The organism is Spirosoma liriopis, from assembly GCF_023196085.1.
In the GTDB taxonomy this organism is placed as follows: Bacteria; Bacteroidota; Bacteroidia; order Cytophagales; family Spirosomataceae; genus Spirosoma; species Spirosoma oryzicola.
In genome coordinates, this window is the sequence record NZ_JALPRF010000002.1 from 1344898 (window position 1) to 1358262 (window position 13365).

Here is a 13365-nt window from a genome sequence, read left to right on the forward strand (position 1 = left end):
GTTCTCGACGGTGCGATGGGAACGATGATTCAACGTTACAATCTTACCGAGGAAGACTACCGGGGAGAGCGCTTTAAGGACTATCCGCATGATGTAAAAGGAAACAACGATTTGCTGTCGATTACGCAGCCCGGTATCATTCAGGAGATTCATAAGCAATACTTGGAAGCCGGAGCGGATATTATCGAAACCAACACGTTCAGCAGTACGACCATCGCCATGGCGGATTACCACATGGAAGAGTTGGCTTACGAACTGAACTATGAGTCGGCCCGGATTGCCAAGGAAGCCGCCGTAGAAATAACGAACCAGAACCTGGATAAACCGCGCTTTGTGGCGGGGGCGATGGGTCCCACCAACCGCACCGCTTCGCTATCACCCGATGTCAACAATCCGGGTTATCGGGCCATTACGTTCGACGAACTGGTCAGTGCGTATTACGAGCAGGTAAGTGGTCTGGTCGAAGGCGGTTCGGATTTATTGCTAATCGAAACCATCTTCGATACGCTTAACGCGAAAGCTGCGTTGTTTGCCATCGATAAATATTTCGCGCTGAATCCGCAGCAGCGGGTCCTGCCCATCATGGTGTCGGGTACGATTACCGATGCTAGTGGGCGAACCCTGTCGGGACAAACGACGGAGGCTTTCCTGTATTCGGTTTCGCACTTGCCCTTGCTGAGCGTTGGCCTGAACTGTGCCCTTGGTGCCGAGCTGATGCGGCCTTACATCCAGACGCTGGCCAAGGAAGCCCCATTTTTTACGTCGGCCTATCCGAACGCGGGACTGCCCAACGAATTTGGCGAGTATGACGAAACGCCCGATAGTATGGCCTCGCAGGTCGAAGGGTTCATCCGTGATAGCTTTGTCAATATCGTTGGTGGCTGTTGTGGATCAACCCCGGATCACATCCAGGCGATTGCCAGGGTAGCCGCTAAGTACCCGCCCCGCCCACTGCCGGAGCCCGAACCGTACCAGAAACTGAGCGGTCTGGAACCGTTAAAGATCACGGAACAAACCAACTTCCTGAATATCGGTGAGCGGACCAACGTGACGGGATCGAAAAAATTCGCCCGGCTCATCAAGGAAGGAAATTACGACGAAGCCCTGAGCATTGCCCGTGGGCAGGTTGAAGGTGGAGCGCAGGTGATCGACGTGAACATGGACGAAGGGATGCTGGATTCGGTAGAAGCCATGACCACCTTCCTGAACCTGATTGCCGCCGAACCCGACATCGCCCGCGTTCCGATCATGGTCGATTCGTCGAAGTGGGAAGTGATCGAAGCCGGTCTGAAATGCGTTCAGGGAAAAGCCATTGTCAACTCTATTTCGCTCAAGGAAGGGGAGGAAGCGTTTATCGAACGGGCCAACCTGGTTAAACGGTACGGGGCCGCAGCCGTGGTCATGGCGTTCGACGAATCCGGCCAGGCCGATTCCTACGAGCGACGGATCGAAATCTGCGAACGCGCTTACCGGATTCTGGTTGATAAAGTCAATTTCAATCCGCAGGACATTATCTTCGATCCCAACATTCTGACGGTAGCGACGGGTATCGAAGAACACAACAACTACGCCGTAGACTTTATCAACGCCACGCGCTGGATCAAGGAAAACCTGCCGCTTGCCAAAGTCAGTGGGGGCGTGTCGAATATTTCGTTTAGCTTCCGGGGCAATGACGTTGTGCGGGAGGCCATGCACTCGGCCTTTTTGTACCACGCGATCCGGGCGGGACTGGACATGGGTATCGTCAATGCCGGGCAGCTCGAAGTGTATGACAACATTCCCAAAGAGTTGCTGGAACGTTGTGAGGACGTGTTGCTAAACCGGCGCGACGATGCTACCGAGCGACTGGTCGAATTTGCCGAAACGGTAAAAGCCAAAGGCAAAGTGGTGGTGCAAGATGAAAGCTGGCGTAACGAACCGGTTCGTGAGCGACTGAAACACGCCCTCATCAAAGGCATCACCGATTACATCGACCAGGATGTTGAAGAAATCCGGCAGCAGGTCGAGCGACCTTTGCACGTGATCGAAGGACCGCTGATGGATGGTATGAACGTCGTGGGTGACTTGTTTGGCGAAGGAAAAATGTTTCTGCCGCAGGTCGTCAAATCGGCGCGGGTAATGAAAAAAGCGGTTGCTTATCTGACACCGTTCATTGAAGCTGAAAAATCGGATGGCGAGTCGGCGTCGGCTGGAAAAATTCTGCTAGCCACCGTTAAAGGCGACGTTCACGACATCGGCAAAAACATCGTTGGCGTCGTACTGGGTTGCAACAACTACGAGATCATCGACCTTGGGGTGATGGTCCCGACGCAGAAAATTCTGGAAGAAGCGCGTAAGCACAACGTAGACATTATTGGACTAAGCGGCCTGATTACGCCGTCGCTGGATGAGATGGTGGGCGTCGCTAAAGAAATGGAGCGGCAAGGATTCTCTATGCCGCTGCTGATCGGCGGAGCGACGACCTCTCGGATGCACACGGCGGTTAAGATAGATCCGCACTATTCAGGACCGGTTGTTCACGTGCTGGATGCCAGCCGGAGTGTTCCGGTGGCCGGTCGGCTCGTCAATGAACAGCAGACAACGAGAGACGCAATTTTCTCGGAAATAAAAACTGAGTACGCCAAATTACGCGACGACCACGCCCGCCGTCGGCAGGATAAAGCCACCCTGACCATTGAGAAAGCGCGTGAAAATCGGACGTCGATCGACTGGCGTGATTTTGCCCCGACAAAACCTGCTTTCTTAGGCAATCGCTATTTCGAAGATTACTCGATTGCTGAGCTGGCAAAATACATCGACTGGACGCCTTTCTTCCAGACCTGGCAGTTACACGGCAAGTATCCGGCAATTTTTGACGATGCTGTAGTGGGCAAAGAAGCGCGTCAGCTTTACGACGATGCCAACACACTCTTGCAGGAAATCATCGATAAGAAATTGCTGAAAGCCAAGGCTGTCGTTGGGTTCTTTCCGGCTAATTCGGCTGATGACGATGTGCTGCTCCACGATTTCGAAGAATACCAGCGCGACATTCCTTGTGAACGGCATGGTTCGCACCGTCACATTGAGTACAAAATCAGCCGGGCGCAGTCGCAGACGGCAGTTGGTCCGGCGGGTGAGTTGATCTATGATACCAAAACGGTGCTGCACTTCCTGCGTCAGCAAAACCAGAAAGCACCTGGTTTGCCAAACTTCTGTTTGTCAGACTTTATTGCTCCACTCGAAAGCAGCCGCGAAGATTACATCGGCGGCTTCGCGGTGACTGCCGGAATTGGGATCGAAGCCTTGCTCGATAAATACGAACGCGACCATGACGATTATAGTAGCATCATGGTCAAGGCGATTGCCGACCGTCTGGCCGAAGCGTTTGCCGAGCGGATGCATGAGCGGGTCCGCACTGAATTCTGGCCCTACGCAACGGGCGAGACGTTTACCAACGAACAGCTTATCAAAGAAGCGTATCAAGGTATTCGCCCCGCACCCGGTTATCCGGCCTGCCCTGATCATACTGAAAAAGCAACGCTGTTCAACTTACTGGACGCGAACAAAATTGGGATCGAACTGACTGAAAGTTTTGCCATGTATCCGGCTTCGTCGGTAAGCGGTTTTTACTTCTCGCATCCTGAATCAAAGTATTTCGCTGTCGGTAAAATAAACAAAGATCAGGTGCATGATTACGCCTTGCGCAAGGACATGCCCGTTGACGAAATTGAGCGCTGGTTAGCACCGGTGTTGAATTACGATGCCTGATTACGGATACGAACTAAAAAGAGAAGCCCCGGCTGTTATACGGCCGGGGCTTCTCTTTTTATAAAAGGTAAGTCTGCAAAGGCAGTGATGCGGTAAACAAAGAACCGCCGGGGAGACCCGGCGGGACGATCCTCTAAAAGAGAACTGAATGTATGGGTGGATAAGCGGATAAATCAGCCGCACAAAGTTGTCTTATAAGTCTTTGTGTATGTAGGGGAGATCTGCCCAAAATCAGTACGGGAGAAACACGGTTTCGATTATGGTAAATTCCCGTATTTTCAGCGGTTAGGCAATATACTTATATGTAAGTAGTTGATCTGTAATAGTTTAACTTTAAGGGTGTTATTACGGTAAGTCGATGTCTTTCTATTCCTGATTTCGGTGATTACTTTAGCTATAACAACCGTTCACCTGTACACTAGTATGCTGGAATTTGTGTTCAGTCGGGCCGAGATGGCTAGATTGATCGAGGAATGCGAATGCGACGATGATAGCAATGTTATTATCCGGTTGTCCTTCTCTCCTGGAAAGAATAAAGTGTTCCCCGCTCATGTTATTGCGTTTTGTGAAAATTCCCTTGGGGAAACTATTGGTGATGATGAAATCGATGGGTGTCCAAGACCTCCTGGGTGTGGTTAAACGCAAAACGTTACTGATTCGTATTCGCCGGGCATGTGGTTAGTTATTAGAAGGGCTATTGATTATTTCGATACCATTCCTCCCTTGATACTACTTATTTTAGCTGTAGCCACACTGGTTCAGCTAAAGAGGAATTACGTTATCTATTATATAGTCTGTCAGTTCGTGTTTAATGGTTATGCGAATCTATTGAATGAATTAGAGATTGATAACCTATACGTATACACGCTCAATTTTACGTGGTCATTCTTTATTCTTTCTCTTCATTTTATTGATGTCTACAAGTCGCCAGTCCTAGCCCGACTTGTTCTTACTATCGTTGTCTTGTTTCAGGTAGTCTCACTTTTCCACGTACAGGAGGCTACTACTGAAATTACGTTTAACAGTGTATCGTTCGGGATTATCAGCTTGTTAGTGACGGGGTATAGTTTGATCTATTATACTAAACAGCTATCGGGGCAACCAAAAGAAAACATTCTGGGCGTACGCGATTTCTGGTACGTAAACGGTATTTTTACCTACTACGCCAGTAATTTTTTTATCTTCCTTACGTATAATGTGCTTGTTAGTAAACACTACAGCAATATTAGTATAGTATGGAGGGTTCATAACTTTGTTTTTCTGGCGATGTGCATTTATTTTTTTATTGGATTACGATGCAAGCAGTCACCGGAGAAGTTGAAATCGTCATCATAGCAACCCTGTTTTTGCTCTTAATAACGGTAGCTCCTATTCTATTTGTGCTTATGCATCAACGTCAATACCATCGCTACTTGAGTGATAAAGAGGAGATGAAAAACCTGTATCAGCGGGAACTCCTCCAATCTCAGCTAGAAATTCAGAATCAGACTTTTCAACAAATCGGTGAGGAGCTTCATGATAACATAGGTCAGCTGCTTACGGTAGCCCTGATGCGGTTAAATGTCCTCGAAGACGTTGCTGGTCCAGATGCAAAATATTCGGTGGATCAGACGCGGGATATTATCCGGACGATTATTACCGATGTGCGGGCGCTGGCGAAGACACTTGATCAGGATACCGTTCGTCGGTTTGGTTTAGTGCCCAGTCTAACGGTAGAGCTCGAACGAATCCAGCGCTCAGGTCGGTTGAAGACACATCTGGCAACCGCCGGAGACACCTATTCGCTTGGGGAGCAAACCGAAACCGTTTTACTTCGGATGGTACAGGAGGCACTCAACAACGCGCTGAAACACGCCAACGCCCAAAAACTGACTATTCTGGCTGACTACCAGAACGCCATGTTTACGCTGTCTATTGCCGATGATGGCTGTGGTTTTCGCCAAGAAGATATAGCCCGGCGAACAATAGATGAATCGGGGGTTGGCCTGGTTAACCTGCACCGACGGGCAGGACTGCTGGGAGGAACCTGTACAATCGTTAGCCATCCCGGTGCGGGAACGAAAGTAGAGATCAAGCTGCCACGCGAACTAACCGTTTAAAATATTAATTATCGGTAAAGCATAAATACTTATATTCAGCTATTGTCTGTGATAAAGCCACTGTTTACTTTTCGGGAATAATCATTTTCGCCCATCGTAGACATGCCCACTTCTATTGCTATTGCTGATGACCATCAGCTATTGGCTGAGGCTCTCTCGGACCTCATTCAAAAATTTGATGGGTACGAGGTCCTTTACGTAGCCGCCAATGGTCGTGATCTATTAAATCGCATGAGTGATGGCCCCTTGCCGGATATTGCCTTGGTCGACTTGCATATGCCCGACATGGATGGATTTGAGACGGCTGCCCAACTTCGACAGCACTATCCAACCGTTCGGGTACTGGCTCTTTCGATGTCCGATCGGGAGGAATACATTGTTCGAATGATGCGTAATGGTGCGCGCGGTTACCTGTTGAAAGGATGCCGACCCGTCGAATTTCGCCAGGCGCTGGACGAGGTAATCAACAAAGGGTTCTACTATTCCGACTTTCTGACGTCCCAACTGATCCGTAATCTGAATACAGCTGAAACGGGAAATGAGGCCCCCGTATTCAACCTTAATAGTCGAGAGTACAATTTTCTGAAAATGGCTTGTAGCGAACTAACTTACAACGAGATTGCTGATAAGATGTGCGTTAGCCCCAGAACCGTTGATGGTTATCGTGAAGTTGTTTTTCAGAAAATGAGCGTAAAAACTCGGGTCGGCATGGTCATCGAAGCCTTCCGACACGGGTTAGTCGAGTTGTAGATCAGTAAAAATTACTCATTATAGCGTCAAACCAAATGGGCAAGAATAACCGTTCGGCTTGACGCTACTGGATAAACGTTTACCGAATCGATAGCTGCATGAGTTGGCGACCCAATTCATGGATTGAAGCCTCCAAGCGCTCTGCCTGCTCAACCGAAGGGAAGGTTGACCCTGTCATAAATCGGTTGATGGACTCTAGGTCGATGCCCGTATGTCCGGCGATGTGATTGGCTTTGAGTTGTCTAAACAGATCCCAGACGGCGGTTGTGTCATAAACAGGAACGAAATCGATCGCATTTATCACCGAACGATAGCAGGTCGTTTCGTCGCTGGCACAGCTCGTCAGGATTGCCTGTAAGGTGTTGATTACCTGTTCAACGCTGGTACCACGAGCAGCGGCCAGTATGTTTGGCGTTTCGATACGCCCCCAGATGGACTTTCCTTGTTTCTCCATCACAACCTCAAAAACCTTGGTGTGACGCAGGACCGTTGTCCAGTGGCTACCGGTTCCTGATTTGTACGCTGTCCGGAGTAAGGCGTTTAACGTACCGGTAGGGATTTTCTCCGAGTTGGTAGTCGGAATAACGAAGCAAGCGGCATTGTTTTTAATCGAATGACTAAGGAGATTATAACCTTTGTGTTTCTGAATTACTTCCCATCCTTTTTCTTGGAGAAGTTTATTAAGTACAGAAGTTTTCATAGGGAACATTCAAGCTAGTACAAAACGAGATAGACATGTAAATATACCCATTAAAGAGATACTACATATGCCGTATAGTTAATTTTTCAGATTTATTTTTTAAAGTAAGTAGAATGATGGTGACTTTTAAGAGGAAAAGGAGTCTTCGTCGTTAACAAAAGATATTTATAAAGGTTCAAGAAAATATAAATTGTAACTTATATACGATATTGTTACTGTATTTAGTAAATGATAAATAACAGATTTTCAAGTATTTATAAGAATAACACCTCTATGCCTTTTCTATAATTCATGATTGACTGTCAGCAAATAGACGCAAGACCTTTTAAAAAGCTTATTCTGTACCTTATACCAAAAAGTACGTTACAAAGAAATGGGACTAGTCACAAAATGTGTATTCTTTTAAAGAAAGATTGTTGGTAAGATAATGTTCATCTTACCATAAAAGCGAATGAGGTAGTAAAATATTCCTTTAATCTTATCCAATCGCCCATTTGTACGATCGTCAGGCTTGTAAACGTACCCATGCTGAAAGTTATGCGGGGTATAAATAGCCTACCAGTAGCAGCGCCGAACACTGTCTGGATTGGACCAGACTACTATTTTATTAGGAGCAAAGCACGGTCTGTCGATACCAACTGACGAAGCGACTGATGCCTTCTTCGATCTGAACCGATGGCAGATAACCGATACGATTATTGGCACGATGTAAGTCCGCACTAGTCAGGGTTACATCGCCTGGCTGATTTGGCTGCCAGTCTATTACGGCTTTGCGTCCTACTGCCTGCTCAATGATTCCTACCAATTCGCTTAATTTAACCGCGCCTGATCCGCCGATATTAAGCAGGTCAAACCCTTTGAGATGGTTGATGGAGCGGCTAATTCCCATTATCGTATCATATATATAGGTATAATTACGTGATGTGCTGCCATCGCCATAGATTGTAATGGGCTGTCCGCCGTACATTTTTTCTGTAAAACGGCTGATGGCCATTTCGGGACGCTGGCGAGGGCCGTAAACGGTGAAAAAACGAAGGCAGGCTACATCGAAACCATGCAGGTGATGATACGTATGAGCCAGTAACTCCGCCGACCGTTTAGACATTGCGTAAGGGGACAAAGGTAAGTTTGCATCATCATCTTCCCGGAATGGTACAGCACTAGAGTTGCCATAAACTGACGAAGAGGAAGCCATTACCAAACGTCGGACCTTGGTCAGTCTCATGGCTTCTAGCAGGGAAAGGGTACCGTTAACATTTACATCAATGCATAAAGCTGGCTCGCGCACCGAATCGCGGACCCCTGTACGGGCAGCCAGGTGTACAACTGTGTCGCAGCGATACTGGCGTAGCACATCGGTCAGGGATGCTTGGTCGCGAATGTCATTTTGGATAAACGTAAAATTGGGATGGGTCGTTAGGAAGTGAATGTTTATGTGTTTACGAACCGGGTCGTACTGATTGTCGAAATTATCGTACCCGATTACGGTGTGCCCCATCGAAAGAAGGTGTTCGGTCAGATGGGAGCCGATAAAACCTGCGGCACCGGTAAGCAAAATTTTCATAAGTAGAGGTAGTTATCAAGTTGAGCCATGAGCAGTTCAATTCAAACTGTAGCAAGCATAATCAGCATACAGCGCTGATTAGGGCGCCTGCTCATAACCAATAGCGAATTTAATAAACAAGCTGTATAATTTGCGAAGAAAAGTTTAATAAATATTTACAAATTTCTTTATAAGTAAACTAATGAAAGATTTATAGAGCTATTGATTGGTAAGCAAAAGACATTCGTTGGGCTTGATACACAGCGGTTTCCGTCGAATAACTTCATAGCAGAATTGTGTATAACGATGCAATAGCTAGTAGTATATTACGGAAAACTGTGTAGACATGCAGACATTTATGTGGACTCGATCAGTCACTAATCTCTACCTTATATATACTGCTTCTATCCTTCTGCTACCAATTAAATAGGTAGCGTTCATTACGTAGCAAGCAGGACCGTATCTAGTTGCGGACTTGACTCTTTGAGACGCGTAAGATTTCCTCACCTGGAATAGTCATTATCTGATTCGCCTAGAACGTTAATGCTATTGCGATACTGCTGATTCCTCAGGCTGTATAGTTGACTTGAGCGATACGAGAGACGGTGCGCGATCCAGGCTTACCCGTAAACAAGCTTGAATCGCTATTGTGACAGGTCATTAGCATAGACTCATCGCCTAACAAAGCTTATTGTTGAAAAACGACATTTGTAATTATTGGTGCGTTCCTATTCTTATAAGCGAATGGAAACTTATGAATTGCTTATGGGGTACATTTCTAAAAGGTGATTAAATAGGTTTTTGACAAATATTTATTTAATAAACTAGAAGCATTTGGTATTAAAGATTTTTTTATATGAATTTACGAAAGAATGTAAGCCACTACAAAGAAAGAAGCTGACGTCGATCCGTTATTTAATCGAATTACCTGTTTACTTATAAGTAGTTGGTTTGCTTTTTATTTTTTACTAACCTAATCCGTGTATGTTAAAAACACTACAAAAATGTGGTGTGGTTGCTTGTGCCGTAACAGCGCTGCTGGCCATGCCTTCGCTTAGTAAAGCGCAATCACCGGGCGATTTAAAAACCGTATCCAGAAGCGCTAAAATTACCTCTGATCTGCTAAGTGTTCAACAAAGCAACGGAGCGCCGACACCACCGCCAATTCGAGACGGGCAGATCAAGTATGAATACGTTATTAATGGCAACATGATTGCCATTGAAGCGGTGGCCAGCGATATGAACGGGGAGGCTCTGCTGGCTCAGTTGCAGGCCTTGGGTCTTACGCAGGGGGTCGCTTTCAAGAGTATGATCTTCGGATTTCTGCCCATCGACAAACTGGATGATCTGAAGAATGTGGCGTCTCTCAACTACGCGCGTCCTTACTACAAGCCGGAAAACAACGTCGGTAAAGTAACCTCGCAAGGAGACAAAGCGTTGCGGGCTGACCTGGCTCGTCAAACCTACGGCGTAACAGGGGCCGGTTCGAAAGTCGGCGTTATCTCCGACTCGTACAACGTGCTGGGAGGGGCTGCTGCGGGGGTAGCGTCTGGCGATCTACCCGCCAACGTACAGATCATTGATGATTTCAGCTCGGGTACCGATGAAGGCCGCGCTATGGCCGAAATTGTCCATGACGTAGCACCGGGAGCCGCTATTGCGTTCAACACGGCTAATAGGGGGCAGGCCGGGTTTGCCAAAGGAATCATTGACCTAGCCGCTGCGGGCTGTAATATTATCGTCGATGATATCATCTATCTGGCAGAGCCTTTCTTCCAGGATGGTATCGTTGGGCAAGCGGCTGATCAGGTCGTTGTGAACAACAATGTAACCTACTTCTCGTCGGCAGGAAACCGGGCCCGTCAGTCGTATCAGGCTAAATTTGCCAATTCAGGCATCAACATACCTGGCTACGGGGTAGCCCACGATTTTGGTGGGGGAGACATCTATCAAAAAGTCACGGTTGCTAATGGTGGGACCCTGCGCCTTGTACTCCAATGGGATCAGCCCTTCCGCTCAGTGAGTGGCGGAGTAGGTGCCAGAACGGATCTGGACATCTTGTTTTTTAGAAATGGTGTACCCCTAGCAGGAGGAGGCACTAATGATAACATCGCGTCCGGTGACCCTGTCGAAGTAACCGGTACCTACACCAACACAACAGGCGCTCCCGTCGATATTGACGTAGTGATTGTGAAATACGCCGGACCTGATCCTTCTCTTATCAAATGGGTCAATTTCGGTAGCCGTACAAGCATTGTCGAATATGATACCCGGAGTGGAGCTTCGTACGGTCATAACAGTGCTGCGCGGGCAATTTCGGTAGCGGCTACTGCTTACTTCGACACACCTGCTTATAACCCAAGTCTGTCAACGGCAGTGGTCGAAGTATTCTCGTCGGCCGGTGGTACGCCAACCTTGTTCGATGCTGCCGGGAACCGCATCAGCCAGGATGGGATTATTCGCCAAAAGCCTGAAATTACGTCGGTCGATGGCGGAAACAACACGTTCTTCTCGTCAGACTATGAACCCGACGGTTTTCCCAACTTCTTTGGTACATCGGCTGCTGCCCCGCACGCTGCGGCTGTTGCTGCACTGATGCAGGAACGGGCGAAAAATACGCTCTCGCCCAGCGATGTTCTGTCAAAAATGACGAGTACGGCACTGGATATGGACGATCCGCTGACGCCTGGGTTTGACAATGGCTTCGATTACCGCACGGGTTACGGATTCATCCAGGCTGACAAAGCAATTCAGGCATCGGGTTCGAACGAGCCAATTGGTATCACGAGCTTTACCTGTAATACGACCAACTCGATGCTGACCAGCGTTGATTTCGTCGTTGGCTATCCAAACGGTACGTTTACGCCAGCGTTGCCTCCGCTGTTCATCAACGGCGTTACGGGTTCGGGCCAACTAGGTGTGAAATACAACTATCCGTTCGACAACAATCAAAGTCTGTTACCAATTCAGGATGCGGCCACGCGTTCGACGTATTTTGTCTGGAACTTCCGCGAAGCGTGTGCGACCAACACTACACCGAATCAGCCTCCTGTATTCAATGGTGTAACGTCACTGACGGGCGTTGTTGGAACTGCGTTCCGGTATAACCTGCCACCAACGACGTTCACAGATCCGGAGAGCCAGTCGTTAACGTTTGCCACAAGTGGTTTACCGGCCGGTCTTGGTTTTGAACCGATCACCCGTGTCATTAGCGGTACGCCTACATCACCGGGCACGAGCCAAGTAACAGTGACAGCTACGGATACTGGCGGCTTAGTCGCGTCGGGTACGTTTACGATTGCGATCAGTCAAACGGCTACACAACCGCAACCCCCTGCTTCGTTGACGATTGCCAGCTACAGCTGTAACATCTCACCAACGGGATTGTCGAGCGTTAATTTCGTCGTTGGTTACACGACTGGCGGATTTACACCGGCTCTACCTCCGCTGTTGATCAACGGTGTAACGGGTCAGGGTCAGTTGGGCGTTCAGTACACGTACACGTTCGACAACAACCAATACGTATTACCGATTCAGGATGCAGCTACGGGTTCAACCTACTTCGTCTGGAACTTCCGGGCGGCTTGTGGAACCACACCCGTTGCCAACCGTCCGCCCGTTTATAACGGCGGCCTGACCGATCAGGTTGGTACTGTCGGCGTACCGTTCAGTTACACGATTCCAGCCAATGCGTTCACCGATCCAGATGGACAGGCAACATTGCGGTATTCGGCGGTAAACTTGCCTGCCGGGCTTACTATCGGTGTTACGTCGCGTGTGATCAGTGGTACACCAACAACAGTAGGTACCCGAACTGTAACGGTTCGCGTTACCGATGCTTCGAGCGCGACAGCAGTCGGAACCTTCGTGATTACTATTGGCTCTACACCACCGGCTACGTTCGCTATCGCGAGCGTGAATACTATCAGCTGCGTGGCTACAACGCCTAGCGAGCGTCAGGTGACCTTTACGCCACAATACAGCGGTACCAACGGTCAGCCGATTACATTCTCAGTTGTGAATGAAACCGTACCAACGACGGCTCCTGGTCCCTACACGCTCCGTCTTTACACAGACAACCCAACGGTTACGCTGCGTGCTCAGCAAGCGGGAACTGCCGGTGCTTCTACCTTTGCTTATAACTGGCTGGCTGCCTGTAACACGGCTGCGCGAGTGGGTATAGCTGAACGCCAGTCTGATCTCACGGTCACGCTGATGGCTAACCCGGTGCCTAGCCAGGATGCCGAAGTAGAAGTTCGTGGAGCGACGGGCCAAGCGCTGGATTTCCAGGTGTTTGACGAGCAAGGCCGTTCAATCAGCAAACGGGCTGTTAGCCAAGCCGCCGAAGTAGAGCGCCAGACGCTTCAACTCGGTCACACGAAAGGGTTGTATCTTTTGAAAGTCAACACAGCTACGCAAACGAAAACAGTGCGGATACTGAAAAACTAGCAGCTGCTCTGTTGATGAAAAAAGGCACCTCCGTTGTAATGGAGGTGCCTTTTTAGTTGATAGCGAGTATGATTGAG

The 13365-nt window shown here is 48.4% G+C and carries 6 protein-coding genes; 4 read left to right on the top strand and 2 right to left on the bottom strand.

Annotated features, from left to right (window positions below):
* Positions 1-15 precede the first annotated feature (15 nt).
* From metH to M0L20_RS14590, 3 genes are all read left to right on the top strand, one after another.
* Positions 16-3747 (top strand): methionine synthase, encoded by a 3732-nt coding sequence (gene metH / locus M0L20_RS14580; protein ID WP_435531835.1) that lies wholly within the window; start codon positions 16-18, stop codon positions 3745-3747.
* A 1385-nt stretch (positions 3748-5132) separates the two neighbouring features.
* Positions 5133-5846 carry a sensor histidine kinase gene (locus M0L20_RS14585; RefSeq protein ID WP_248477673.1) on the top strand — a complete coding sequence of 238 codons (714 nt, stop codon included), beginning with the start codon at positions 5133-5135 and terminating at the stop codon, positions 5844-5846.
* Between the two features lie 102 nt (positions 5847-5948).
* Positions 5949-6596, top strand: a complete 648-nt coding sequence (locus M0L20_RS14590) for a response regulator transcription factor (RefSeq protein WP_248477675.1) — start codon at positions 5949-5951, stop codon at positions 6594-6596.
* A gap of 79 nt (positions 6597-6675) precedes the next feature.
* On the opposite strand, the gene M0L20_RS14595 is transcribed toward M0L20_RS14590, so the two are convergent.
* Both M0L20_RS14595 and M0L20_RS14600 read right to left on the bottom strand, forming a co-directional pair.
* On the bottom strand, positions 6676-7296 hold the full coding sequence (locus tag M0L20_RS14595) for a type II toxin-antitoxin system HicA family toxin (RefSeq protein WP_232561654.1): 621 nt from the start codon (positions 7294-7296) through the stop codon (positions 6676-6678).
* 607 nt (positions 7297-7903) lie between these two features.
* Positions 7904-8860 (bottom strand): GDP-mannose 4,6-dehydratase, encoded by a 957-nt coding sequence (locus M0L20_RS14600; protein WP_248477677.1) that lies wholly within the window; start codon positions 8858-8860, stop codon positions 7904-7906.
* Between the two features lie 963 nt (positions 8861-9823).
* Here M0L20_RS14600 and M0L20_RS14605 point away from each other — a divergent pair.
* Entirely contained in the window at positions 9824-13288 is a 3465-nt protein-coding gene (locus M0L20_RS14605; protein ID WP_248477678.1) for a putative Ig domain-containing protein, read from the top strand.
* Positions 13289-13365 lie beyond the last annotated feature (77 nt).